This is a genomic window from Hymenobacter edaphi, from assembly GCF_003258365.1.
Lineage (GTDB): Bacteria > Bacteroidota > Bacteroidia > Cytophagales > Hymenobacteraceae > Solirubrum > Solirubrum edaphi.
Window position 1 is genome coordinate 973451 of sequence record NZ_QHKM01000001.1, and the last position, 26554, is coordinate 1000004.

Annotated in this window: 16 protein-coding genes and 1 tRNA gene; 15 read left to right on the top strand and 2 right to left on the bottom strand. The window is 60.3% G+C overall.

Annotated features, from left to right (window positions below; translation table 11 throughout):
- The first annotated feature begins 140 nt into the window (after positions 1-140).
- The 8 genes from DLM85_RS03965 (at position 141) to rplT (ending at position 10556) form a co-directional block, all read left to right on the top strand.
- Entirely contained in the window at positions 141-2879 is a 2739-nt protein-coding gene (locus tag DLM85_RS03965) for a DNA gyrase/topoisomerase IV subunit A (RefSeq protein ID WP_424321689.1), read from the top strand.
- A gap of 205 nt (positions 2880-3084) precedes the next feature.
- Positions 3085-3906, top strand: coding sequence for a tetratricopeptide repeat protein (locus DLM85_RS03970; protein WP_111476754.1), 822 nt, complete (start codon positions 3085-3087; stop codon positions 3904-3906).
- Positions 3907-4093: 187 nt separating this feature from the next.
- Positions 4094-5494: a L,D-transpeptidase family protein gene (locus DLM85_RS03975; protein WP_111476755.1), complete on the top strand. Its 1401-nt coding sequence runs from the start codon at positions 4094-4096 to the stop codon at positions 5492-5494.
- Positions 5495-5548: 54 nt separating this feature from the next.
- Positions 5549-6730, top strand: a complete 1182-nt coding sequence (locus DLM85_RS03980; protein WP_133256891.1) for a tetratricopeptide repeat protein — start codon at positions 5549-5551, stop codon at positions 6728-6730.
- Between the two features lie 129 nt (positions 6731-6859).
- Positions 6860-8821 carry a threonine--tRNA ligase gene (gene thrS / locus DLM85_RS03985; protein ID WP_111476757.1) on the top strand — a complete coding sequence of 654 codons (1962 nt, stop codon included), beginning with the start codon at positions 6860-6862 and terminating at the stop codon, positions 8819-8821.
- Between the two features lie 395 nt (positions 8822-9216).
- Positions 9217-9813: a translation initiation factor IF-3 gene (infC, locus tag DLM85_RS03990; protein WP_111476758.1), complete on the top strand. Its 597-nt coding sequence runs from the start codon at positions 9217-9219 to the stop codon at positions 9811-9813.
- 93 nt (positions 9814-9906) lie between these two features.
- Positions 9907-10101 carry a 50S ribosomal protein L35 gene (gene rpmI, locus DLM85_RS03995; protein ID WP_078013514.1) on the top strand — a complete coding sequence of 65 codons (195 nt, stop codon included), beginning with the start codon at positions 9907-9909 and terminating at the stop codon, positions 10099-10101.
- Between the two features lie 107 nt (positions 10102-10208).
- On the top strand, positions 10209-10556 hold the full coding sequence (gene rplT / locus DLM85_RS04000; protein ID WP_111476759.1) for a 50S ribosomal protein L20: 348 nt from the start codon (positions 10209-10211) through the stop codon (positions 10554-10556).
- Between the two features lie 95 nt (positions 10557-10651).
- Here the strand turns inward: rplT and DLM85_RS04005 are convergent, their stop codons facing one another.
- The gene (locus tag DLM85_RS04005) at positions 10652-10966 is read right to left on the bottom strand and encodes a hypothetical protein (protein ID WP_133256892.1); all 315 of its coding nucleotides are present in this window, start codon (positions 10964-10966) and stop codon (positions 10652-10654) included.
- 636 nt (positions 10967-11602) lie between these two features.
- Between DLM85_RS04005 and DLM85_RS04010 the strand changes: the two genes are divergently transcribed.
- Genes DLM85_RS04010 through DLM85_RS24920 form a run of 3 tightly spaced genes read left to right on the top strand, consistent with a single transcriptional unit; the run spans position 11603 to position 21288 of the window.
- Positions 11603-14746: an RHS repeat domain-containing protein gene (locus tag DLM85_RS04010; protein WP_165821998.1), complete on the top strand. Its 3144-nt coding sequence runs from the start codon at positions 11603-11605 to the stop codon at positions 14744-14746.
- A 12-nt stretch (positions 14747-14758) separates the two neighbouring features.
- The gene (locus DLM85_RS04015) at positions 14759-20680 is read left to right on the top strand and encodes a DUF5675 family protein (protein WP_111476762.1); all 5922 of its coding nucleotides are present in this window, start codon (positions 14759-14761) and stop codon (positions 20678-20680) included.
- Between the two features lie 26 nt (positions 20681-20706).
- Positions 20707-21288 carry a hypothetical protein gene (locus DLM85_RS24920; RefSeq protein WP_133256894.1) on the top strand — a complete coding sequence of 194 codons (582 nt, stop codon included), beginning with the start codon at positions 20707-20709 and terminating at the stop codon, positions 21286-21288.
- An 81-nt stretch (positions 21289-21369) separates the two neighbouring features.
- Here the strand turns inward: DLM85_RS24920 and DLM85_RS04020 are convergent.
- Positions 21370-21443 (bottom strand) — tRNA-Met (locus DLM85_RS04020).
- Between the two features lie 138 nt (positions 21444-21581).
- On the opposite strand from DLM85_RS04020, the gene DLM85_RS04025 reads away from it, so the two are divergent.
- The 4 genes from DLM85_RS04025 to pnp all read left to right on the top strand — a co-directional run bounded on the left by DLM85_RS04025 (position 21582) and on the right by pnp (position 26532).
- Entirely contained in the window at positions 21582-21995 is a 414-nt protein-coding gene (locus tag DLM85_RS04025) for an START-like domain-containing protein (protein WP_111476763.1), read from the top strand.
- A 165-nt stretch (positions 21996-22160) separates the two neighbouring features.
- Positions 22161-23606, top strand: a complete 1446-nt coding sequence (locus tag DLM85_RS04030; protein WP_111476764.1) for an LptF/LptG family permease — start codon at positions 22161-22163, stop codon at positions 23604-23606.
- Between the two features lie 224 nt (positions 23607-23830).
- Positions 23831-24106, top strand: coding sequence for a 30S ribosomal protein S15 (gene rpsO / locus DLM85_RS04035; protein ID WP_111476765.1), 276 nt, complete (start codon positions 23831-23833; stop codon positions 24104-24106).
- A gap of 179 nt (positions 24107-24285) precedes the next feature.
- Positions 24286-26532: a polyribonucleotide nucleotidyltransferase gene (pnp, locus tag DLM85_RS04040; RefSeq protein WP_111476766.1), complete on the top strand. Its 2247-nt coding sequence runs from the start codon at positions 24286-24288 to the stop codon at positions 26530-26532.
- Positions 26533-26554 lie beyond the last annotated feature (22 nt).

The following is a 26554-nucleotide window of genomic DNA, read 5'->3' on the forward strand; positions in this document are numbered from 1 at the left end:
TTGGGGCCGCACCCGCCGCGGCCGATAATGACGAAGCCGCCGCCCCGGAAGCTGCCCTCGGCCCCGATGGCGAGTTGCTGGCCGAAGCCGACGAGCTGAGCCCCGACGAGGCCGACGCCTCCGACGAGTCGGCCGATGAGCTGGCCCTGGTCGTGCCGGCCGAGGAAGGCGACTTCCGGCCCGGCGAAACCATCCACGACATCAGCAGCATCGGCGGCATGTACCAGAACTGGTTTCTGGAATACGCCTCCTACGTGATTCTGGAGCGCGCCGTGCCTGCTATCGAGGATGGCCTCAAGCCCGTGCAGCGCCGCATCCTGCACGCGATGAAGGAAATGGACGACGGCCGCTTCAACAAGGTGGCCAACGTCATCGGGCAGACCATGCAGTACCACCCGCACGGTGACGCCAGCATCGGCGACGCCATCGTGAACCTGGGTCAGAAGGACCTGCTGATCGAAACCCAGGGCAACTGGGGCGACGTGCGCACCGGCGACGGCGCTGCCGCGCCCCGCTACATCGAAGCCCGCCTCTCAAAGTTTGCCCTCGACGTGGTGTTCAACCCCGACACCACCGAGTGGCAGGCCAGCTACGACGGCCGCAAGCGGGAGCCGGTGACCTTGCCGGTGAAGTTTCCGCTGCTGCTCGCGCAGGGCATCGAAGGCATTGCCGTAGGCCTCTCGACCAAGATCATGCCCCACAACTTCCGCGAGTTGTGCAAGGCCTCGATTGACGTGCTCAAGGGCCGCGACATCATCCTGTACCCGGACTTCCCGACCGGCGGCCTCTGCGACATTTCCAACTACAACGGGGGGCTGCGGGGCGGCAAGCTGCGCCTGCGCGCCACCATCGAGAAGGTCGACAAAACCATGCTCATCATCCGCGACGTGCCCTACGGGACCACGACCACCGGCGTGATGGAAAGCATCGTGAAGGCCTCGGAAGCCAACAAAATCAAGATCAAGAAGGTGGTGGACAACACCGCCGCCGTGGTCGAAATCCAGGTGCACCTGCCCGCGGGCGTGTCGCCGGACTTGACCATGGACGCGCTGTACGCCTTCACCGACTGCGAAATCAGCATCTCGCCCAACACCTGCGTCATCATCGACGAGAAGCCGCGCTTCGTGGCGGTGGAGGACATGCTGCGGCTGAGCACCAGCAAGACGCTGCGCCTGCTGGAGCGCGAGCTGGAAATCCGGCAGGACGAGCTGCAGGAGCGGTGGCATTCGGCCTCGCTGGAGAAAATCTTCATCGAAAACCGCATCTACCGCAAGATCGAAGAGTGCGAAACCTGGGAGCAGATTCTGGAAACCATCGACGCCGGGCTGAAAAAGTACGTGCGCATCGACGGGGAGCGGGAAAAGGCCAATGACACGCGCATCGTGCTGCGCCGCGCCATTACGGAGGAGGATCTGACCCGCCTGACCGAAATCCGCATCAAGCGCATTTCCAAGTACGACGGCTTCAAAGCCGACGAGTACATTCAGAAGCTGGAAGCCGAGCTGGCCGAAGTGGCCGACAACCTCGCCAACCTCACGCGCTACGCCATCCGCTACTTCGAGGGCCTGCTCAAGAAATACGGCGACGCGAAGGAGCGCAAAACCGAGCTGCGCACCTTCGACGTGGTGACGGCCCAGAAAGTGGCCGTGGCCAACCAGAAGCTGTACGTGAACCGGCAGGACGGCTTCGTGGGCCACGGGCTGAAGAAGGACGAGTTCGTGTGCGACTGCTCCGATTTGGACGACATCATTGCCATCCGCCGCGACGGCTCGTTCGTGGTGACCCGCATTGCGGAGAAGACCTTCGTGGGCAAGGACCTGCTGCACGTGGGCGTCTACAACAAGAACGACGACCGGCTGGTGTACAACATGATCTACGTGGACGGCCCCTCGCAGGTCAGCTACGCCAAGCGTTTCCTGGTGACGGGCATCACCCGCGACAAATCCTACGATCTGACGAAGGGCGGGAAGAACTCCAAGGTGCTCTACATGACGGCCAATCCCAATTCGGAGTCGGAAATTGTGTCGGTGCAGCTCTCCGACAAGGCGCCGGCCCGGGTGAAGCAGTTCGACTTCGACTTTGCCGAGCTGGCCATCAAGGGCAAGGGCTCGATGGGCAACATCGTGACCAAGCAGCCGGTGAAGAAGATTACCCAGAAGTCGAAGGGCGACTCCACGCTCGGCGGTCGGGAGGTGTTCTTCGACGAAGTGGTGGGCCGCCTCAACACCGGCGGGCACGGCCGCTTCCTGGGCACCTTCGATACCGACGACGCGGTGCTGGCCATCTACAAGGACGGCAGCTACGAGCTGACCGCGCCCGACCCGGCCATTCACTTCGTGATGCGCGACCTGGTGCTGCTGCGCAAGTTCGAGCCCGACACGGTTATCAACGCGGTGTACCTGGAAGGCGAAACCAAGACGCATTTCGTCAAGCGGTTCCGCATCGAGACGAGCACCTTGGCCAAGAAATTCCTCTTTATTCCCGAAACCAAGGGCACGCATCTGCTGGTGGCTACCTGCGGCGTGGCGCCCGAAATCGAGGTGAAGGTGCAGAAGGAAAAGAAAGGGGAGAAGCTCGCGGAGCGCCTGCACCTGCACGAGTTCATCGACGTGAAGGGCTGGAAGGCCATGGGCAACAAGCTCAACTACTTCAAGGTGCTTGGGGTGGAGCTGCTCACCGACGAAGGTCCCGAGCCGGAGCGCAAGGCCCAGGCCAAGCGCAAGGGCCCGGCCATCATTCCGCGCCCCGCGTCGGCCGCCGCGCCCGAAGACGGCCCGCTGCCCGAGCACGACGGCCCGGTGGAAATTTCGGCCGAGGAAGTGGCGCAGGCCCAGGCCCTGCTGCAGCGCAAGCCCAAGTCGCAGATGACCCTGTTTTAGAGTAGCTAGTAATAGGTAATCAGGAGGAGTAGGACGGAATGGTCCTTGTCCGACTACCCGCTACTGAATTAAACTGCGGCCCGGTTTTGTTGTCTAGCCAAACGGCGGACAGCAAGGCCGGGCCGCCCTGCGTTTGCAGCCTTTTGGCCGCGAAACCGTATCTTACCCTTGCCGAATCACCCGCCGGCGCTCCTGTTTGACCGTTATGCTTTCCGCCCGCCTGCGTTTGTTAGTGCCGCGCCGCCTCCTGCTGGGCCTGGCGTGCTGCTGCCTGCCGAGCCTGGCCGCGCGCGCCGACGACCCCAAGGATGCGCCCAACTCGGTGGACGTGGCGGCGCTGCTGCGCGAGGCCCGCGCCCTGCAGCTGCAGTACCGCGAATCGGCTGCGTTGGCCCGTTACGAGCAGGTGCTGGGCGCCTTCCCGCGCAACTACGAAGCGCTGTGGCAGGCCGCCGTGCTCAGCGTCAACATCGGCACGCGCTACACCGACGAAAGCCGCCGCGGGGCCTATTACACCTCTGCCCGGCAGTTTGCCGACCGCGCTTACGCCGTCAATCCCAAGGGCGGGGAGGCCAACTACGCCGTGGCCCTGACGCTGGCCCAGCAGGCCACCATTCGCAGTGCCCGCGACCGGCTTAGCCTCTACAAGAGCATGAAACCATACGTGCAGCGGGCCGTGGAATACAGCCCCGCTATGCCCGAAGCCTGGCAGGTGCTGGGCCGCTGGCACTACCGCGTAGCGCACCTGAACCTGGTGGAACGCGCCTACTGCCGGCTGTTTCTGGGCGGCCCGCCCACCGGCGCCTCCAACACCAAAGCCATGGAAGCCCTGCGCAAGGCCCACGCCCTGGACCCCTGCCGCATTCAGTACTGCTACGATCTGGCCCGGGTCTACCAGAACCAGCGTCTGCAGCAGTCGGCCCGCGAGGTGCTGCAGGAGGCCGCTGAAGTGCAGCCTATGACCGGTGAAGAGCTGGAAATCAGCCGCCGCTGCCGCAAGATGCTGGAGCAGCTCGGTGGCGGCTGAGGCGCCGGTCTGCTTACCTGCTTTTCCCGCCGGAGGGCCCGCCAGCCGTCCGGTTTTTATTTGCCGGGCTCCAATCGATTCCCGCAAATTAGGGTTAACTTATTAGCCAGTACGGCCGGCTACTTTCCGGCTGGGCTGCGGCCTCATGCGCCAATCAATAGGAGCAAAGCTGCGCGTCTGTGTCGGAATGCTGGCCTGTCTGGGACTGAGTGGGCCCGCCGCGGCCCAGTCGGATGCCGAGGTAGCCGCGCAGCTGCGTCAGCAGCTGCGCGCGCTGCCGGGCGGGCAGGCCGAGGTAGCAGAACAGGTGCAGCGCTTCTACCGCCAGGCAAACTATCAACCAGTCTGGACAACCGGCACCGGCCCGCGGCCCGCGGCCCGGGCCGGCGCCCGGCTGCTGCGGCAGGCCCCCGACTACGGCTTGCGGCCCGATACGCTGGCCAATCAGGCCGTGGCGCGGGCCATCGACTCGCTGGCGCTGCCCGGTGCCGCGCCGGCACAGCTGCTGGGCCGCCGGGTGCGCGCCGAATTGCTGCTGACGGCCGGGCTGCTGCAGCTTATCAGCCAACTGCGACGGGGCCAACTGCGCCCCGAGAGCCTGCAGCCCACGTCCTGCGCCGCCGATTCGGTTTTCGACCCCGTGTTCTGGCTGCTTTCGGCCCGGCAGTGCCCCGATTTCAGCCGGCAGGTGCTGGCCGCCCAGCCCCGCAGCCGCAGCTACGTGCGCCTGCTCGGGGCCTGGCAGCGCCTGCTGCGCACCGACTCGGTGGCGGCGCGGCGGCAGCGGTGGCTGGTAGCCGCCAATCTGCAGCGCCTGCGCTGGGAGCCGGTAGCCGACTCGATTTACTGCGTGGTCAACATTCCGGCCTACACCCTGCAGGTGGTGCGCCACGCGAAGGTGCTGCGCACGTTTCGGGTGGTAGTAGGGGCGCCCACCACGCCCACGCCCGAGCTGCGCAGCCGCATCCGCTTCTTTGAAACCTCGCCGCGCTGGAACGTGCCCCGTAGCATTGCCACCCGCGAAATGCTGCCCCAGCTGCGCCGCAACCCCGGCTTCCTCGACGCCAACAACTACATCCTCTACGACCAGCGGGGTCGCGTACCTAATCCGCGGCGCATCGACTGGAAAAGTGTATCCGCCGAGGCGTTTCCCTACGTTATCCGGCAGGCCGCTACCAGCGACAATGCCCTGGGCAACGTGGTGTTCCGCTTTCCCAATCCGCACGACATTTTCCTGCACGACACGCCCGCCCGCCGCGTGTTCAACCTCCCGAAGCGCGCCCTCAGCCACGGCTGCATCCGGCTGCAGAACCCGCTGCAGCTGGCCGTCTTCCTGCTGCGCCACGATCAGGCCGCCCAGCCCGAGCGCGCCCAGCGCAACGTCGAGCGGATGTGGGACAGCGTCTACGGCGGCTACAGCAAGTATTTGCCGCTGCGCTACCCCATGCCCATCTACGTGCGCTACCTCACCTGCCACGCCGACGAGGGCCCCACGCTGCGCCTGCTGCCCGACATCTACGGCCGCGATAGGGCGCTGATGGCGGCCCTGCGCGGCGACGCGGCCCCGGCCGACGTGGCTGGGGAGTAGCGGGCTTGGGGCGAGGTGCGTACCTTTGCCGCCTCTGCCTTACCCCCAAACCCCGTGCTTCGACCCGTTTGCCGTTTGCTGCCGCTGGTGCTGGCGCCGTGGGTGCTGGCCTGCAGCAACGCCACGCCCGGCGAAGAACAGCCCGATACCATGGTTGATCTGCCGACGGTGCGCAGCGGGCCCGAAATCCAGGCCAACGAGCTGAACGGCGCCATTGCCCGCCAGCCGCGCAACCCCGTGCTGTACGCCCGCCGGGCCGATTTTCGCGTGAAGGACGGCCAGCTCGATGCCGCCCTGCGCGACATCAACCAAGCCATTGAGCTGGACGACGACGCGCCCGGGGAGTTTTTCCTGACCAAAGCCCGCGTGCTCCGGGCCCAGGGCCAGCTGCAGGCCGCCATCGACGCCACGGCCCAGGCCCAGCAGCGCGGCTACAACCCGCCCGAGCTGCACCTGCTGCTCGGCGAAACCAACCTGGCCGCCCGCCGCTACACCACCGCCCTCGACTACCTCGACCGCGTGCTGCGCGAAGATGCCGACAACGCCGCCGCGCTGTTCTACAAGGGCCTCGTGTACTCCGCGCTGCGCGACACCGTGCAGGCCCTCGACTACCTGCGCGCCAGCGCCGCCCGCGCCCCGCGCCTGCCCGAAGTGCTGCACCAGACGGCCTACCTGCTCAACGCCAACCGCCAGCCGCTGGCCGCCGCGCCCTACATCGAGAGCGGCCTGCGCGCCGACCGCAGCTACGCCGCCCTCTGGTACGACCGGGGCCGGGTGTTCGACTTCGCTGGCCAGCCCGACAGCGCCGCCCGCCAGTACGCCCGCGCCACCCGCCTCGACACCACGCTCTACCGCGCCGACTACCGCCTCGGCCTCTACCACTACAAGGGCAAGCGCTACGCCCAGGCCATCCGCCCGCTCAGCCGCGCCCGCCGCCGCAGCCAGTACCTGCCCGACGTGGGCCTGATGCTGGCCGAGAGCTACGAGTGGGTGGGGCAGACGCAGGCGGCCTGGATTGCCTACCGGGCTTTGGTCAAGCAGTTTCCCGGCAACCGGCACTATACCTACAAAGTCTGGAAAGTGGGCCAGCGCCTGCCCGGCCGGCAGCTGGATTCGCTGAAGCTGGTGTACGGGGCGCCGCCCCTGCCGCAGCCGCGCCGCGTGCCCACCACCGTCCCGACCACCATCGAGCCGCTGGAAGTCAAGCCGCCAACCTTGATTACGCCGACCAACTAGCGGGGCAACTTAACGCGCCCGCAGCGGCGTTATCAGTCCGGTAAAGCCCAATTCTCCGCTTCCGGCGCGGTTTCTGCGTTTGAAGCTGCTAACTTGCGGGCTACCGCAATTTTTTGCACGTTTCATCTAATGATTAACATCACGCTCCCCGACGGCTCCGTGCGTCAGTTCGAAGCGGGTGTGAGCGGCTACGACGTAGCCGCCAGCATCAGCGAAGGCCTGGCCCGTAATGCCTTGGCCGTGCGCGTCAACGGCGAAGTCCGCGACCTGCACCGCCCCATCCAAGACTCCGCCAACCTGGAGATTCTCACATGGAACGACGAGGCGGGGAAGAATACCTTCTGGCACTCCTCGGCCCACTTGCTGGCCGAGGCGCTGGAAGCCTTGTACCCGGGCATTAAGTTCGGCATCGGCCCGCCCATCGAAAACGGTTTCTACTACGACGTGGACCTGGGCGAAGGCCGCAGCATCGGCCCCGACGACTTTGCCAAGATCGAGCAGAAAATGCTGGAGCTGGCCAAGAACAAGAGCCGCTACGAGCGCCGCGAGGTGTCGAAAGCCGACGCCGTGGCCTACTTCACCGAGAAAGGCGACCCGTACAAGCTGGACCTCTTGGAAGGCCTTGAAGACGGCAGCATCACCTTCTACGAGCAGGGCAACTTCACCGACCTCTGCCGCGGCCCGCACATTCCGGATACCTCCGGCATCAAGGCGGCCAAACTGCTGAATGTGGCTGGCGCGTACTGGCGCGGCAACGAGAAAAACAAGCAGCTCACCCGCATCTACGCCATTACCTTCCCCAAGGACAAGGAGCTGAAGGAATACCTGCACAAGCTGGAGGAAGCGCGCAAGCGCGACCACCGCAAGCTGGGCAAGGAGCTGGAGCTGTTTGCGTTTTCGGAGCGGGTAGGAGCGGGGCTGCCCCTGTGGCTGCCCAAGGGCACCGCCCTGCGCGAGCGGCTGGAGCAGTTCATGCGCCGCGCGCAGGTAAAGGCCGGCTACCAGCCCGTCGTCACGCCGCACATCGGGGCCAAGGAGCTGTACGTCACCTCGGGCCACTACGAGAAGTACGGCGCCGACTCGTTCCAGCCCATCAAGACGCCGAACCCGGGCGAGGAGTTCTTCCTCAAGCCCATGAACTGCCCGCACCACTGCGAGATTTACAAAACCAAGCCGCGCTCTTACCGCGACCTGCCCTTGCGCCTGGCCGAGTTCGGCACGGTGTACCGCTACGAGCAGTCGGGCGAGCTGCACGGCCTGACCCGCGTGCGCGGCTTCACGCAGGACGACGCCCACATCTTCTGCCGCCAGGACCAGGTGAAGGAGGAGTTCCTGAAGGTGATTGACCTGGTGCTGTACACCTTCAAAGCCCTGGGCTTTGAGGACTACACCGCCCAGATTTCGCTGCGCGACCCGGAAAACAAGCAGAAGTACATCGGCACCGACGAGAACTGGGCCGCCGCCGAATCGGCTATCCAGGAGGCGGCGCTGGAGCGCGGCCTGCGCACCGTCACGGAGCTGGGCGAAGCGGCCTTCTACGGCCCCAAGCTCGACTTCATGGTGCGCGACGCCCTCGGCCGCAAGTGGCAGCTCGGCACCATCCAGGTCGACTACAACCTGCCCGAGCGGTTCGAGCTGGAGTACGTGGCCCCGGACAACTCGCGCCAGCGCCCGGTGATGCTGCACCGCGCCCCGTTCGGCTCTTTGGAGCGGTTCGTGGCCGTGCTCATCGAGCACTGCGCCGGCAACTTCCCCTTGTGGCTGGCCCCGGAGCAGTTCATCATCCTGCCGATTTCGGAGAAGTACCACGACTACGCCCAGCAGGTGCTGGCCCAGCTGCAGCAGGCCGACCTGCGCGGCAGCACGGATGAGCGCGACGAGCGAATCGGCCGCAAAATCCGCGACGCCGAGATGCAGAAGATTCCCTACCTGCTGGTGGTGGGCGAGAAGGAAGCCGAAAACGGCATCGTCTCGGTCCGCCGCCACGGCGAAGGCGACCTGGGCTCCATGCCCATCGAGCTGTTCATCCGCAACTTCCAGGAGCAGGTCGAAGAAATGATGAGCGGCCGCGCCGTAACGGCGCATTCGTAAGAGCGAGGCCTCCCGAACGTCATTCCGAGCGAAGCCGAGGAATCTCGCGTGTTTAGTCTGCTAGTGACCTCAACGTGAAGGATGCTATCAGGAGTCAGCACGCGAGATTCCTCGACAAGCTCGGAATGACGTTCTATTTTAATCGTTCTTCTTTTCCCGACGGTTGTGGAATAGAACTAATCCCGCGCCTCAGTCGTTAAAACCCTTGCAGCCCGCCGGAAACACGGTTTTCGGCGCGCTGAATTTTGTCATTCGGGAAAATTGCCGGATATTCGCCCGCTCAAATAGTTGGCGGCGCTGATTTACAGCTGCTTCCCAGCCGTTGACCCGACCACGTTTCACCTAAACTCTGAAGTCTTATCAGAACCCCTAACCGCCGCCTCCCTCCGCGCCAAGTGGAGGAGCCGTTCAAAATCAATGGCAAGATTACGGCCCGCGAAGTCCGCCTGGTAGGCGACAACGTGGAGCAGGGCATTTACCCCACCGAGCAAGCCCGCCGCATGGCGGAAGCGCAAAGCCTGGACCTCGTGGAGATTTCTCCCACGGCCGTTCCGCCGGTATGCCGCGTTATCGACTACTCGAAATTCAAGTACGAGCAGAAGAAGCGCACGCGCGAAATGAAGGCCAAGCAGACCAAGGTGGTGGTCAAAGAAATTCGTTTCGGCCCCAACACCGACGACCACGACTTCGCTTTCAAGCTCAAGCACGCCCAGGAATTCCTGCGCGAAGGTGCTAAGATCAAGGCTTATGTGCATTTCGTAGGCCGTAGCATCGTCTTCAAGGAGCGCGGCGAAATCCTGCTGCTCAAGTTTGCCCAGGCCCTCGAGGATCTGGCCAAAGTAGAGCAGCTACCCAAGCTCGAAGGCAAGCGCATGTTCCTCTACCTCGCGCCCAAGGCCGTGGTGGTGAAGCCTGCCGGCTCGCCGGCTCCCAAGCCCGCCGCGGAAGGCAAGGCTCCCAAAGCTGCGGCTTCCAACGAAGCGGCCGAATAAGTTACTCCAGCGCGGCGTGAGCCGCTCCGTTGTTCAGGCGAGCCGGCCCTAGGCAGCCGGCCGCCGATGTTTTACCCTTCAACCTTTCTCACAATGCCGAAAATGAAAACCAAGTCCGGCGCCAAAAAGCGTTTCTCGCTGACCGGCACGGGCAAAGTAAAGCGTAAGCACGCGTACAAGTCGCACATTCTGACCAAGAAGAGCACGAAGCGTAAGCGCGCCCTGACCCATGTCACCCTGGTTAGCTCTGCTGACATGAACCGGGTGAAGGACATGCTGGTCCTCTAAGCGGCGGCCTTCGAGCTCCCGCAGTAATTTTTTTCAACCCGGCGTCCGGTTATTCGCCAAGCCCCTTCAGAATGAGGGAGGCACCGGCCGCCAAAAACAAGTAGGTTATGCCAAGAAGCGTCAATAACGTGGCCTCGCGCCACCGTCGCAAAAAGGTAATGCGTCTGGCCAAAGGTTACTTCGGCCGCCGCAAGAATGTCTGGACCGTTGCCAAAAACGCGGTTGAGAAAGGTCTGCTCTATGCTTACCGCGACCGGAAAGCCAAGAAGCGCGACTTCCGTGCCCTGTGGATCCAGCGTATCAACGCCGGGGCCCGCATCCACGGCCTGTCGTACTCGCAGTTCATGGGCGGCCTGAAAAAGGCTGGTATCGACCTGAACCGTAAGGTGCTGGCCGACCTCGCCCTGAACCACCCCGAAGCCTTCAAAGGCATCGTGGAGAAAGTGAAAGCCTAAGCTTTCCGCCTCGCGCGACATAAAGAAGCCCGGCCATTTGGCCGGGCTTTTTTGTTGTGCCCTGACGTTGCCGGGCACTACGGGGCCAGGTAGCGTCAGCGCGCTTTTTTCATTAGTTCGATGATGGTCTGCCGGTCGTCGGCCAACTGCTTGTAGGTTTCGGCCTTTTCCTTCCAGATGGCTAGTTCGCGCTGGCATTCCGCCAGGGCTGCTTGAAGGCCTGGGTCTTCGCGCTGAGGTTTGCCGAGCGGTTTGATGTCCGGCTCGCTGACCCCTGCCACGGACGACTCGCTGACCGGGTAGAGGGCGCCTCTGAGTGGCTGACCCGTGCCCATCACCAACCATTCCAGATTCACCTGCGGGTATTGGGCTTTGATTTTTTCCAGGGTATCAAAGCTGGGTTTGGACATGCGCCCCCCCAGCATATTAGCCAATACGGTGCTCCGAACCCCTATAGAGGCGGCAAACGCACTTACTGACTTCGCACCGACAATCTTGATTAGCTCTTGTAAGCGCTCAGCCGCAGAAGGTCCCATACTTGAGAAAAAAATATTTTCAAGTGATGAGTATTTTTATACACATATGATGTATAATTGCCTCAGCACCGAGAGTCCACACAAAAAGTACGAAAACTAATCAACAGTAGAAGCTGACTATACATCCCTGACAAGCCCCTTTTACCACCTTTTAGCAAGTTCAGCAATGGCTGCGTGGTAATTACTCACGTGGGCGGTAAAGCAATATTTTAACAGCATTTGAATTTAGTGCAACCTCAATCCAGCTGCGAATCGGCTGGAGCAGCCATCTGTGCCTGATGATTATTTCATTTGATGCGATTATTTATCATTTGCATAAAGCCAACCACTAATAGTTCTCTTATGCTAACATGGATCTACCAAACTTTTGCCAGATGCAATAAATGGCTCGGGCAACACCCTGCTGCAAGACCCCATTATCTCCCGAGCCGGCTCGGACAATGGGTTATCATGCTGACGTTAGGCATTGTGGCACGCGCCCAGACGCCCCCGGCCACCTCCGCTGGCCTTTTGCCAGCTTCCTTTCTGCCAAAGTCGCCTACGGTTAGCACGTTGACTCGATTCGATGCCCAGCAACTGGTCAATCTGCCTACCGGGGCCGCGCAACTCGCTGTGCCGCTACTGGATGTGCGGTGTGGTAGTCTGCAGTTGCCGGTTTCGCTGAATTATTCCTACACGGGGCTGCAGGTGTATCAGCCATGGGAGCTGGTGGGGCTGGGCTGGTCGCTGCAAGCTGGTAGCTGCATTTCATTACAGGTCAGCGGCCTGCTGGATGCAGCGGCCACCAGCCCCGTCGACCGGTACAATCCGGACTCCATCGTTGCTTCGAGCCAGCGCTATTTGCGCCGCGCCACCGCCCGCGACGTGGACACCGGTCCGGATCTGTATTCCTATGCCGTGCCGGGCGGGCTTTCCGGGCGCTTTCGCCTGCTCGACACAACGGTAGTGCTGGTTCCCCGCCAGCCGGTGCATATCCGGATGCTGCGCTCGGTGGGCGGCGGGTTTCAGGTAACCACCGAAGACGGGGTTCGGTACCAGTTTCAGGCCCCGGAAACCACGCACAGCGGCAGCGAATTTGGGCTGGGCAATTTCACCTCGTCCTGGCAGCTGACGCGCGTCATCTCCGCCGGCAATGCCGATACCATCCGGCTCTACTATTCGCAGGGCAACCACCTGCCCACCCCCCGGCGTTGCGCCACCACCACGGGGCGGTATTCGGAAAGTTACTTCGGCACCAACGAGCCGGGTATGAACGCCTGCAATAATCTGCTCACGTACCAGTTTACCAACCAAACGGCCCGCACCACGCTGCTGTCACCGCAGTTCCTGGACTCCATTGTTGTGCGCGGGGCCCGGGTGCTGTTGCAGCGCGACGCGGCGAAGGTGGTGCAGCACGTGCGGTTGGTGGCCACGGGCGGCCGGCGGCGCGAGGTGAAGCGCTTTGCCTTGTTTCAATCATATTTCGAGGGCCGCAGCTCCTTTGACCGACGCCTGCGGCTGGACTCTCTGCGGGAAAGTGCCGGTTCGGTCAAGTTGCCCTGCTACCGGTTTCGCTACCTCAACGCGCGCATGCCTTCGCGCTGGAGCGCGGCGCAGGATTACTGGGGGTATTACAACGGCGCGGAAACCAACGGCGGTGATGCTGAAAATCCGGTCAACGGCCCGGCGTTGCTGGCCGACCCCAAGCTGGGCAGCCTGATGCCCGACCGCGAGGCGCATTTCGAGTTGGCCGTAAGCGGCGCGCTGGAAGAAGTGACATACCCCACCGGCGGGCGCACGCGGTGGGACTACGAGAGCGGCCGCATCGGCCCAACTGGCGCAACAGCGCCTACCACGCGCCGCGACACGCTTGGCCTGCAGGTGAGGGTGCAGTACGACCCAGACAATCGACACGCTGCGCCCACCGGGCCCAAGCTGGTGACCTACTCGGCGCTGCTGCCTTTTCAACTCCTGGAAGAGGGCACGGTGGTGCTGAACGCAAGCTGCGCCCCGCTGGACGGCAACCCCACGCACAAAAGCTTCTACCGCGAATTCAACCTCTGGCGCCTCGGGCCGGGCGGGGCCCGCACGTACGTAACGACTGCCCCGGATCCGGCCTACACCGTGGGCTATGGCCAGACGTTCCAGCGGTTCCGCTTTGACCTAGAGCCCGGGCAATACGAAGTGCAGTTGTACGCGGAAGCCAACGAGGATATTGAGGTGGGACTGCGTATTCCGCACACCGTGTCGTTGGCGGGCACGGCGGTGGAGGGCGAGCCGGGCGCCGGGGTGCGCGTGCGCCGCACCCGGACGTGGACCTCGGGCGCTGCACCGTTGGTAAAGTACTACGACTACCTGGTGCCCGACTCGGTCCGGCCGTATAGCTCGGGCGTGCAGATCAGCCGGACCCGGGGATTCACCTCCAATACCTTTCAAGAGTGGTGGGGCGACGCCATCAACACGGGCTGCGGCCATTGCAACCAAATACATACGTCCTCCGACGTGTCGCAACTGGGCGATGAATTCAGCCGCTACCCCTTTTACTACAGCTGCGTGACGGTGCGCGACAGCGTACGCAACGGCGCCACGGTGAGCTACTTTGGGCATTTCAGTTCCCAGTTCAACGACGTGCTGCAAGTCAAGCAGCAGGTGTTTCGGGAGCACCCGCAACATGCCGGGCAGTTGCAACTTGCCCAGCAGGAGGAAACCACGTACGGCACCGACAGCCTATCCTCCTTTCCCTTGTTGCGGGCCCGGCAGTCCCTGGTTTACCACGGCGGCGTGTGGTGCGTGGTGGCTAATACGTACGAAGGCGAACAAGGACTGCTGAACGTGGCGCTGACGCGGCCGCGCTACACGCGCCTGGTGCGCTACGATGAGCTTGGCAGCCGTTTCATCACCGAAACCCACCAGTCCTATCAGCAGCAGCAGGTGGTACGCACCAGCACCCGTACCAGTGCCGGCTGGACTGTGCAACGCTACAAGCGCCTGCACGAGTACGCCGCCACGCCGGCCGTCAACGCCCTGCGCGCCAGCTACTTTGATCCGGTAGTGGAAACCCAGACCTGGCGGCGCACCAGCGTCGGCGACTCAATGCTGATCGGAGGGCAACTGATGTTCTTCGACCCGGTACGACGTGCGCCGGCGGGGGCATGGTCGTTGCGGCTGGATCGGCCTGCCGCCCGGCCCAACGCTGAAGCAACGCGAAACGGCTATTTCACCAGCTTCAAAAGCGACTCGCGCTACCGCCCCGACGATAGTGTGCGCTACGACCCGGCCACCGGGCTGCTCCAGCAACGCCAGCAGCCCAAGGCCGCGCCCATGGCCTACGTGTGGGGGTATGACCGCACCCAGGTAGTAGCGCAAGTGGAAAATGCTACATCGGCTGCGGTGCGCGCGGTGCTTTCGCCTGCCACCATGGCCCGGCTGCTTAGCGCCAACCCGGGCACCGATGCCGAAGTGCGCCAACTGCTGGCGCCGCTGCGCAGTCAACTGCCGCAGGCCCGGGTCACGACTTACACCTATGCTCCACTGGTGGGCCTGACCTCGCAAACCGATCCAAGCGGGCGCACCAGCTACTACGAATACGACGAATTGGGTCGCTTGCTGCGCATACGCGATGAGCAGGGACGCATTTTGAGCGAGCAGCAGTATCACTACGTCCGTCAACACTAATCCCTTTTCATAATGCTATTGCTACGTTCGTGGCAGCGATTGGTCGCTGCCCTTGGCCTGCTAGTGGCCTTGTTTGCCGAGCACTCGGCCTGGTCCCAGGGAATGGTACCTGATTCTACGGAGTTACGCGTGTTGCGCCAATTCTACCACCACACCGGTGGAGCGCAGTGGACCGGACAGAGCGGTTGGCTGGGCCCGGCCAACACTATCGCCGATGTGGCGACCTGGCAGGGGCTGCGCGTGAACAACGGGGATGTAAGTGAAATTTATCTGCCGAATAATAACCTGCGCGGGGATATTCCGGCTTGCGTAGGGCTGTTGACGGGGCTGCAGGTGCTGCACTTGGGGGGCAATTCCGGGCTGGCCGGCTCCCAAGACTCCGGCACTTCTTGGCCAAGTGGCGCGTTGACAGGCTTGCCAAACCTGGCAGGGTTATATCTGTACGGATGCGGACTGCATGGCGAACTTGGAAATGAGTTTGATAACAAGCCAAATTTGGCTATTGTAGCGCTGGCCTATAACGAACTTACAGGGGAGTTGCCCTCTGCATTAGTTGCAGCTCCCGCTTTGCAAATAGTTGACCTAGCCTATAATAAGTTGAGGGGCCGCGTGCCTGCTACGTGGGCAAGTCGACGCGAGTTGACGGATCTTATTCTGGCTGGTAATCACTTCAGCGGCCCACTTCCTGCTGAATTGGGGCGGCTGGCTGCATTACGCTACCTCTGGCTATTCAACAACGAACTCTCTGGTCAACTGCCTGATTCGTTAGTACGCTGCACTCAACTCAAGGATGTGCAATTGGCTAATAATCGTTTCACCGGAGCACTCCCTACTGAATGGGGAAACTGGCAGCATGTCGTTCGTATCGATTTGGCTAATAATCTGCTCGAAGGCTCATTGCCTGCCGCCTGGAGGCAATTATCCACACTCTGTTATTTGCATTTGCCTTTTAACCGACTAACAGGGCCGCTGCCTCACAGCTGGAGTCAACTCGTAGCATTGAGACAGATTGATATAAGCCATAACCAACTAAGCGGGGCTCTACCAGCTGGATGGTCTACTTTATCACCTCTGCAACTACTGGATATGTCAGCAAATCAGCTCAGCGGGCCCATTCCTGCCACTTGGAAGCAATGGTCATGTACGCTACGGCTGAATTTGGCTAAAAACCAGCTTTCGGGGGAGGTACCCGAAGGCATGAGTAGCCCGGTACTAGATCTTAGCTACAACCAGTTCTCTAAACGTCTACCGGTCAGTTACGCTACGGCTTGGCAGCAAGGCACGTACCGACTATGCCTGGAGGGCAATAGCCTAACCGGTATTCCTAGCTTTGTCCGCCCACCTGGTAGTGAATTATTTATAGGTCTGACAAATAACTACCTGCAATTTGATTCCTACGAAGCTAATCTGACTAACCCGGGCTCTGGTCAGTACCAGTTTTTTGATTACGGCCAACGCGTGCCCAGCCCAGCCGATACCCAGTATGTGGTGGCAGGTACCCGGCCGTGGCTGCGCCAACGCTTCGGTGGCGCACACAACCATTACCACTGGCAGCGGCAGGTAGGACAGGCATGGATCGATGTGGCGCCCACGCAGGACGCCGACTCGCTCTTACTCCCCAACGTCACGGAATCGGTAGAAGGTACGTACCGCGTGCGGGTAACAAATGACTGGCTGCCATGGATGACCTTGTACACCAAAAGCGTGTATGTGTCGATGCTACCGTACACTGTGCCGGCGCGCAACGAGCCGGTCAACCAACCAAGTTCCTCCTTGGTTAATGCTGCGCCCGCCAACCGCACCGGCAGTGACGACCTCATCAATTACGTGCGGACCTACACGGCGCGGACGGCATTCACCGACCCGGAAGCGTTGCGGCAGGCGCCGGTTGAAGAAGCACAAATCAAAACGGATTATCTCGATGGATTAGGCCGGCCCGTGCAAACCGTGCTGCACCAGGATTCGCCTGGCCGCCGCGATGTGGTGCATCCGCAAGCGCACGATGAGCTAAACCGCCAGCCGAAGCAATATTTACCCTACACGGCCGCTGCCGGTAGCGGAGCTGCTGGCGCCTACCGGCCTAATGCTTTGCGCGAACAATACGATTTTTATCGCACCCCGGTCATTCCCGGAATACCGGCCTCGGGTGTGGCGTTTGCCGAAACCCAGTTTGAAACTTCCCCGCTCAACCGGCCAATGGTCCAGGCTTCCCCCGGCGAAACGTGGCAGCTGCACGCCTTGGAAAACCACACGATACACCTGGAAGAGCGGTCCAATAATGCCGAACAGGACACCGTACGCCGTTGGCAGCCTGATTACGGCAGCGAACGTGAAAACCTGGATACGGCCGGTGTGTACGCCTCCGGTACCCTCTGGGTGAAGCAGACAACGGACGAGCAAGGCCAGGTGGCCCGCGAGTACTCGGACATGGAAGGCCGGGTCGTTCTCAAGCAGGTCAGCACGGGGCGGGTAGGGTACTATTCCGTTGTGCGCGGCACCGATTCGCTGCGCTACGAGCGTCGTGCCTGGCTCAGCACTTATTACGTCTACGACGACTTTGGCCGGCTCCGAGCCGTAATTCCCCCCTTGGCCGTACAGCGTTTACGTCAGCACCGTTGGGTCGTCGACGGCGCTGGATTGGAACGCTTGCTGTTTCGTTACCACTACGACGATCAGGGCCGCTTGATTGAAAAGAAAATCCCCGATCAGGACGGCTATACCTGCACGGTATACGACGGGCTGAACCGCCCCATCCTCGTGCAGGACCCCGGGCAGCGGGCGCAGCGCCAGTGGCTGGCTACCAAGTACGACACGCTGGGACGAGTCATATACACCGCGCTGCTCAGCGACCGGGGCCAAACCCGGGCGCAATGGCAAACGGCCGCTTCCGCTGCCACGGTATTGTGCGAACAACCGGCAACGGTGCCCGGACCCGGCGGGGCTTACTACACCAATCAGGCCTTCCCCGTCCTGCGTTCCACTGATCCGGTGCTGAGCACGACGGATTACGATTCTTACGATTTCAACCACGACGGCGCTCCTGATGCGCAGTACCTCACGCGGCACGACGCATTGTTGGGCGATGCTTCTTACCAGGCCGCGCCGGATTTGCGCACCGTTGGGCTGCCTACCCGCTCCCGCGTCCGCGTGCTGGAAACGGCCGCCAACGCTCCGGGCGCGTGGCTGACCACCTCCAGCTTTGTCGATGAGAAGCTGCGTGCCCTGCAGGTCCAAAGCACCAATGCCCGCGGGTATCAAGACCTGGTTACCAACCGCTACGACTTTACGGGCAAGGTGCTGGGTAGCTACGCGGTACACCACGGCCCCCAGGGCGCCGGCGAAGATTCCGTGGCTGTAGCCGAAACTTCTTCCTATGACCACGCCGGCCGCTTGCTGGCCACGCTGCAGCGCCTGGGCAGCGGCCCCGCAGTAACGCTGGCCGCACACCGCTACAACGAGCTTGGCCAACTGCTGCAAAAGCACTTAGGCGATAGTACCGCCGCCAAAGCCCTGCAAACCGTGGACTTTAGCTACAACATCCGGGGCTGGCTGACGCAAGTGAACGACGCCCAACTTGCGCCGCAAGCCGGGCAGCGGCCCGACCTCTTCGGGCTCGAGCTTAGCTACGACCAGGGGTTCAGCACAAACCAATTCAACGGCAACATTGCCGGTCAGAAATGGCGCGCTGCCTCCGACAACGTAGAGCGAGCCTACGGCTACCGCTACGACCAACTCAGCCGCATTCTACAGGGCGACTTCGTTGCCCGCAACGCCGCCGGTACGTGGAGTGCCGAGCGCGACAATTACCGCTTCTGGGCCGCCAGCTACGATGCCAACGGTAATTTCCTGACTGCCCGCCGCCGCGGGTTGGTACAGGACGCCAGCCGCACCACCCCGCGTCGGTACGGCGAAATTGACAACCTGCGCTACCGCTATCAGGCCGACCTGAATAGTGCTTCAGCTGCCAGCAACCGGTTGCTGCGCGTTGATGATCTAGCTCCTGCAGTTGCCGAGTTTGGCCTCCGGCAGCCTACACGCCCCGATTTCCAGGATGGAGCCACGAGCGGCAGCTCCCAGCCCGACTACACCTACGACGATGCCGGCTCGCTCATCAGCGACCGTAACAAGGGCATCGATACCATCCGCTACAATCACCTGCACCTTCCCACCCGCATCGTGTGGGCCAATGGCAACCGGCTGGAATTCCGCTACAGCGCCGCCGGGCAGAAAGTAGCCAAACTAGCCACGCCCGCAGGCAAGCTCACCGTCCGCACCGACTACCTGGGCGCTTGGCAATACGAAGGCGACTCGCTTCGGTGGCTGAATACCAGCGAAGGCCGCGCCCTGCGCTTTGTGCAACTGGATGCCGCGCGCCAGCCGCACGTACGCTACAGCTACGAATATACCATCAAGGACCACCTCGGCAACCTGCGCGTGGCCTTCCGCCGCGGCGACCGAGCCACTCACCGCGCAACGATGGAACTTGGCCTGGCGGAGCAGGAAGAAGCACAGTTCGATTACGTGCGCGAAACCCGGCTCCAGACCACCGATGCCGCGGCGGGCCAGTACGTTGCCCGCCTGAACGCCGCCGCTGGCAAACCGATTGGTCCGTTGAAAACGTTGACCGTGCGCAAAGGCGATACGCTGCGAATTGAGGCGTTCGGCCGGTACAATCAGCCGGTTCACAATATCAACTACGGCTTCTCACTGCTAAGTTTTGTCACGTCGCTGCTGCAGCAACCTCCGGTAGCGGCGCCCGGTGATACTCGTTCGGCCCGTACACGCGCGCTACCCTTCCTTGGAGTGAGCCTGGCCCTGGTACCACAGCTCACCCAGCTTAGCAACGGCGTGCCCAAAAGCTACCTACGCGTGTTGGTTTTTGATCAAGATTCTGCCTTACTTACCAGCTATACTCAGCAGCTCACCATGGCTGGCAAAAACAACTACCAACGGCTCAACATCGACCTGACAGCCCCGCAGGATGGCTTCGTGCAAGCCTATGTAGGTAATGAAAGTGACACCGACGTGTACTTTGATGACATCAGCGTTGACTATCAGCCGACGTTGCTGGTACAGGAGAATCAGTATGATCCGTTTGGTTTGGATTTGATAGGTTTAAATCATATAGTCTGCTCAGGAAATGAATTTACTTTTAATGGTAAAGAGAAGTTGGATGATTTTGGAGTGAATTATAGTGCTTATGAAGCGAGACTATATGACCCGGTAATAGGAAGATGGATGACTGCAGACCCTTTGTCTGAGGAAGAGCCGAGCTGGAGCCTATATAGAGCTTTTTTTGATAACCCTATTAAAAATATCGATCCTGATGGTAGATTGGAAGGCGAATTCAGGGATAGACAAGGTAATAACCTTGGCAATGATGGTATAAATGATGATAAGATATACCTGCTGAACGAAGGTGTAAGAGCTAGGACCGAAGATTGTTCGATAAATTGGGGAGGTGAACTGACTAAGAAGCAATCGGATCAATTGAAAAAATATTCTACGGAAGTTTGTGGGTTAATTATCATGGATCGAGTAGAAGAAGGTTCTGATTACACAATCAGCGACCTGAACACTACGGGTGAATCTTCTGTTACAGGGTACACTTTAGAGCCTGGCGGACCGTCAACCACTGAAAAGGAAAAAGACAAACGTATTCCTGAAGGAGTATATAATATCGATAATTATTCAAGCCAAAAGCATCCTGATAATTTTATTATCTATAATGATCAAGTTTCTAAAGACAGGAAAATACTGCTTCATAGTGGTAATAGAGGTTCTCAAACAGAAGGATGTGTAATGCCAGGAAAGAAAAAATCTAATGGTTCTGTTGGTAATAGCAAAGCTGCGATGGACGAACTGCGTACTTACATAAAATCGCAAGGTGTTCCTAATACAAAGATGATAATTAATAACAAAATACAGCCATGAAGAAATTTTTGATTTTTTCAGTGTTCATGATGTCTTTTCTGCAATGCTTTTCATATAAAACGTGTAATAATAATGACCTGAATAATAAAATGGTTATATTATATAAATCATACAACGAGAAAAAATATTATATTTTTTTCAATAATTTCCCCAGTAATTTTAACAATCTCATATATTCTTATGATTACAATGCCAGGAATAAAAACAATCTGTATAATCTATATGATAAACACATACCCTACTTCTTTGATAGTTATAAGACCGGAAGAGTGGGTGTTGATGAGATTATAAAAAAAATTTATCCTATAGCATGTGAGGGTAGATGGAGTGCAGATGCAGTTGATTTATTTCAAAATTGTTTGCGAAAAATGATAGTTAACGAGACTCCGTGGATTATACAAGAGTTGAAAAAGCACTCTAATGATAGAAATACTAAATTCTGGCATTTTGTGCTTGATGGGTCGCCTTCACTGGATAAACAAATTAAAGTTATATACAATGATTTATATAAAGCTGTGAGTAAACAAGATCCGAAACAGGCATATGTTATGAAATTGGAATTTAATCGTATGTATAATTTAAACAAAAAAATCAATATGTGTAAATAATAATTATAAAAATATTTTTTTGGGAAAACACGAAATAAAAAAAGCCAGTCGCATCATGATGCGACTGGCTTTTTTTATTTGTAGCGGGGACGAGAGTTGAACTCGTGACCTCAGGGTTATGAATCCTGTGCTCTAACCAACTGAGCTACCCCGCCCTGTTTGGTGGTGCAAAGGTAAAGCGAAGATTTAACCCCACGCAAGCTTTGACGGAAAAAAAAGCCGTGTATCTTGCCGCTACTCCCCAATCTGGCTGATTGCCAGCTAGACAAATTTTTCGCTTCTCTCGCTGCCCTATGCCCATTTCCGCTACTCGCTCCAAGCACCGGTTCGTGCAGGAATACCCCGTCAATGCCTCGGCTAAGATTCTTTATCCCTACCTCGCTTCAGCCTCCGGACTGCGCCAATGGTTCTGCCAGGACGTGCAGATGGTGAACCCGCACATCTACAACTTCGTGTGGGACAACCAGCCCCACCTCGCCGAAATTACTTCGCAACGGACCAACCGCTCGGTGCGCTTTGTATTCCTGGGGCCGGAGCGCCGGCACCTGCCCGATGCCAACTACCTCGACTTCACCATCGAGTCGTCGGAGCTGACGCAGGAGGTATTTCTGAAGGTGGTGGACTACTCCGAGGAAACCGACGACATCGAACTGACCGAAATGTGGGACAACTTGGTCCAGAACCTGCGCGAACAGGTGGGCGGCTAAGCCACTTTTTCCGACGACCGGATGTTCCGAAAGGAGCGGAGCCAGCCCATTGCCCGGGCGGCACCGCTCCTTTTTTGTTCGCCGACCGTTTCCCGGCGCCGAGGCAACGTACCTTTGCGGCCGTTTTCGGCGTTAAGGAGCCAACTGCTGCGGCTTACTGCTGGTATGAAGAAAATCGATAAACTAATCCTGCAGGCCTTTTTTGGGCCGTTCCTGCTCACGTTTGCGGTAGTGGAGTTCGTCTTCCTCACCCAGACGATGATGAAATACCTCGACGACCTCGTCGGGAAGGACCTGGGCACGGGCGTGATCCTGCAGCTGCTGATGTACTTCAGCGTGCTGATCGTGCCCATTTCGCTGCCGCTGGCGGTGCTGCTCTCCTCACTGATGACCTACGGCAACCTGGGGGAGCACCACGAACTAACGGCCATCAAGACCTCGGGCGTGTCGCTGACGCGGATTCTGCGGCCGGTGATGCTGTTCAGCGCTCTGCTGGCCGGCTTTGCCTTCTGGTTCAACAACACCATTGTGCCCAAGGCCAACCTGAAGGCCTACAGTCTGCTCTGGGACGTGCGCCAGCAGAAGCTCGCGCTGGACATCCGGCCGGGCGTGTTCTACAGCGGCATCCCGGGCTACACCATCAAGGTCAACAGCAAAGCCGGCGAAAACGGCGAGAAGCTGTACGGGGTGATGATTTACGACCACAGCGGCAACAGCGGCAACGTGGCCATGGTCCTGGCCGACTCCGGCCGCATGGCTACCCGCTACGACGGGCAGTACCTCGCGCTGGAGCTGTTCAATGGCCGCAAATACGTGGAGCAGCCCACCGCCCGCGACCGGTCCGGCGCCGGCTTTGTGCAGCAGAAGTTCGACCGCACCGATATTATTTTCTCGCTGGCTTCCTTCAGCCTCGACCGCACCAAGGAGGATCTGTTTAAGGAAAACAAAATCATGCTCACGCTGCCCCAGCTCCGCGGCTTCGTCGATTCTATGCAGTTGGTATTAAATAAGGAGCGGCGGCAGGCGGGCATGCAGCTGAACCCGTATTTTCTCTACCAGCGCTTCGATACCACGGGGCAGGTTTTCGACCAGCGCACCGCCGCCTGGCAGGTGCCAGCCACGAAGATGCCGGCCTCGTCGGCGATGGTGCTGGAGGCGGCGGCCAACCGGGCCCGCAACATGCGCTCTTTTATGACCACCTACTCGGAGCGGCTGAGCAGCACGGCCCGCGAAATGGGCAACTACCGCATCGAGGTTTTCCGCAAATACACCCAGTCGGTAGCCATTCTGGTGATGTTCCTCATTGGCGCGCCGCTCGGGGCCATTATCAAGAAGGGTGGCCTGGGCGTGCCGGTGCTGGTGTCGATTCTGTTCTTCATCATCTTCTACGTCGTGTCCATCATCGGCGAGAAATACGGCCGCGAGGCGGTGATGCCGGTGGGCGTAGGCATGTGGATGTCCAACTTCGTGCTGCTGCCCGCTGGCCTGTTTTTCCTCTACCAGGCCCGTCGCGACTCCAGCCTGTTCGAAGTCGACTTTTGGCTGCGCCTCTCGCGCAAGCTGCCCAAGTGGTTTGTGCGCAAGCCCGCACCGGTGACGACGGCAGGGTAGAGGCGGGGCTCGTCCTGCCTGAAATGAAAGCGTTTGCCCGGGTCGCAAGCCCGGGCAAACGCTTTTTTAATGCTCAGTAACTGACGGATTCAGACCTTATTCAATCCGCATTCCGTCCAACGGGCCGAATATTTTCTTACCTTTGCGCCACGCCTAGCTATGTTGCCGGCGTATACCCTTTTTCACACTTTTAATCCAAGACGGGGCTTTCTCCCTATCTGCCGATGAAACTCACTACCGAAGCCAAGCAGGCTATCTTCGAACAGCACGGCGTTGCCAAGACCAAAACCGACACCGGTTCGGCCGAATCGCAAATCGCGCTGTTTACCACGCGTATCTCGCACCTGACGGAGCACCTGAAAGTCAACAAGAAAGACTTCTCGACCCGTCTGGGCCTGCTCAAGCTGGTAGGTAAGCGCCGTCGTCTGCTGAACTACCTGCAGCAGCGCGACATCACCCGCTACCGCGCCATCATTAAGGAGCTGGGCATCCGCAAGTAACCCACTCCAGAAAGCAGGGAGCCCGCCGGCCGGGTTCCCTGCTTTTTTTGCGTTGCCCGGCACACGTTCGTTGGCCGGGCACGTTGCTTTAAAAGAGTCGGATATTCCGCGCCGCTTCCCTGAGCCGGCCCGGCTTCGCTGCCAAAACGCTGTTCCAACCCCAAGCTACCCCTGAAGGAATGCCTCCTTACAACGCGGTTACCAAACACATTACCCTGCCCGACGGTCGGCAGATTTCCCTCGAAACCGGCAAGCTAGCCAAGTTCGCCGATGGCGCCGTCGTGGTGCGCCTCGGCGACGCGATGCTGCTGGCCACGGTCGTGTCGCAGCCCTCGCAGCGCGAAGGCGTGGACTTCCTGCCGCTGTCGGTAGACTACCAGGAGAAATTCGGCGGTGCCGGCAAGATTCCCGGCTCGTTCCAGCGCCGCGAAGGCCGCCTGTCGGACTACGAAATCCTGGTATGCCGCATCGTCGACCGCATCCTGCGTCCGATGTTCCCCAAGGACTATCACTACGAGGTGCAGGTGATGATTTCGCTGATTTCGGCCGATAAGGACGTACAGCCCGATGCCCTGGCCGCCCTGGCCGCGTCGGCTGCCCTGGCTATTTCCGATATTCCCTTCGCCGGCCCCATCTCGGAGGTTCGCGTGGCCCGCATCGACGGCAAGCTGCAGATCAACCCCAAAACCGCCGACATTGCCCGCGCCGACATCGACCTGATCGTGGGCGCCACGGCCGACTCGGTGGCTATGGTGGAAGGCGAGATGAACGAAGTGAGCGAGGAGGAAATGGTGGAAGCCATTGCCTACGCCCACGAGGCCATCAAGGAGCAGGTGCGCGTGCAGCAGGAGCTGGCCCAGGCCATCGAAAAGTCGCACGTGAAGCGCGAGTACCCCAAGTACGACGAGAACGAAGAGCTGAAGCAGCGCATTAACGAAGCCGTGTATCAGGCTGCGTATGAGGTGGCTAAATCGGGCAACCCGAGCAAGGCCGGCCGCAAGGAAGGCTTCTCGGCCATCAAGAAGCCGCTGCTGGAAAAGCTGCTGGCTGAGCAGCCGGAGCTGGACCAGAAGATGTTCGCGCGCTACTACGGCTCGGCCGAGAAGAAGGCCATCCGCGACATGATGATCAAGGAGCGCACCCGCCTCGACGGTCGTCAGCTGACGGAAATCCGCCCCATCTGGTCGGAGGTGAACTACCTGCCCGGTGCCCACGGCTCGGCCCTGTTTACCCGCGGTGAAACCCAGTCCTTGACCACGGTGGCCCTGGGTACCAAGCTCGACGAGCAGATTGTGGACTCGGCCATGGTGTCGGGCTACAACAAGTTCCTGTTGCACTACAACTTCCCGGCTTTCTCGACCGGCGAGGTGAAGCCCAACCGCGGCCCCGGCCGCCGCGAAATCGGTCACGGCAACCTGGCCATGCGCTCCATCAAGAAAGTGCTGCCCGCCGAGGACGAAAACCCCTACACCATCCGCGTGGTGTCGGACATCCTGGAGTCGAACGGCTCGTCGTCGATGGCTACCGTGTGTGCCTCCTCGATGGCGCTGATGGACGCCGGCATCAAGCTCAAGGCCGCCGTTTCGGGCATTGCCATGGGCCTCGTGCAGGACAAGGAAACCGGTGAGTACGCCGTGCTGTCGGATATCCTGGGCGACGAGGACCACCTCGGCGACATGGACTTCAAAGTGACCGGCACGGAGAAAGGCATCGTGGCTTGCCAGATGGACATCAAAATCCAGGGCCTGTCCAGCGAAATCATGACCGCCGCGCTGCACCAGGCCCGCGAAGGCCGCCTGCACATCCTGGGCGAAATGGCCAAGACCATCAGCGAAACCGCGGCCGACCTGAAGCCCCACACCCCGCGCTCCACCAAGATTCTGGTGGACAAGGAGTACATCGGCGCCATCATCGGCCCGGGCGGCAAAGTGGTGCAGCAGATCCAGAAGGACACCAACGCCACCATCACCATCGAGGAGAAGGACGAGAAGGGCCACGTGTACATCTACACCTCCAACGCCGACGACATGGCGGCGGCAGTGGGCCGCATCCGCGGCATCGCCGCGACGCCGGAAGTGGGCGAGACGTACAGCGGTACGGTTCGCTCGATCCAGGCCTACGGTGCGTTCGTGGAGTTCATGCCCGGCAAAGACGGCCTGCTGCACATCTCCGAAGTAAGCTACGACCGTCTGCCTTCGCTGGAAGGCGTGCTGACGGTGGGCCAGGAAGTGAAAGTGCAACTGGTTGAGGTTGACAAGAAGACCGGCAAATTCCGTTTGTCGATGAAGAGCCTCACGCCGAAGCCGGAAGGCTACGTCGAGCCGTCGGAGCGCCCCGAGCGGGGTGACCGTCCGGAGCGCGGCGACCGGCCCGACCGCGGCCCGCGCCCCGACCGGGGCCCGCGTCCGGAGCGGTTTACCCGCTAGTACCAGTTTCGCCGTAGGAAGG

Excerpts from the sequence above, each read along its gene's own strand:
- DLM85_RS03970 (WP_111476754.1), top strand. The coding sequence starts at position 3,085 with ATGCTTTCCGCCCGCCTGCGTTTGTTAGTGCCGCGCCGCCTCCTGCTG.
- DLM85_RS03975 (WP_111476755.1), top strand. The coding sequence starts at position 4,094 with ATGCTGGCCTGTCTGGGACTGAGTGGGCCCGCCGCGGCCCAGTCGGAT.
- thrS (WP_111476757.1), top strand. The coding sequence starts at position 6,860 with ATGATTAACATCACGCTCCCCGACGGCTCCGTGCGTCAGTTCGAAGCG.
- rpmI (WP_078013514.1), top strand. The coding sequence starts at position 9,907 with ATGCCGAAAATGAAAACCAAGTCCGGCGCCAAAAAGCGTTTCTCGCTG.
- rplT (WP_111476759.1), top strand. The coding sequence starts at position 10,209 with ATGCCAAGAAGCGTCAATAACGTGGCCTCGCGCCACCGTCGCAAAAAG.
- DLM85_RS04005 (WP_133256892.1), bottom strand. The coding sequence starts at position 10,966 with ATGTCCAAACCCAGCTTTGATACCCTGGAAAAAATCAAAGCCCAATAC.
- DLM85_RS04015 (WP_111476762.1), top strand. The coding sequence starts at position 14,759 with ATGCTATTGCTACGTTCGTGGCAGCGATTGGTCGCTGCCCTTGGCCTG.
- DLM85_RS24920 (WP_133256894.1), top strand. The coding sequence starts at position 20,707 with ATGATGTCTTTTCTGCAATGCTTTTCATATAAAACGTGTAATAATAAT.
- DLM85_RS04025 (WP_111476763.1), top strand. The coding sequence starts at position 21,582 with ATGCCCATTTCCGCTACTCGCTCCAAGCACCGGTTCGTGCAGGAATAC.
- DLM85_RS04030 (WP_111476764.1), top strand. The coding sequence starts at position 22,161 with ATGAAGAAAATCGATAAACTAATCCTGCAGGCCTTTTTTGGGCCGTTC.
- rpsO (WP_111476765.1), top strand. The coding sequence starts at position 23,831 with ATGAAACTCACTACCGAAGCCAAGCAGGCTATCTTCGAACAGCACGGC.
- pnp (WP_111476766.1), top strand. The coding sequence starts at position 24,286 with ATGCCTCCTTACAACGCGGTTACCAAACACATTACCCTGCCCGACGGT.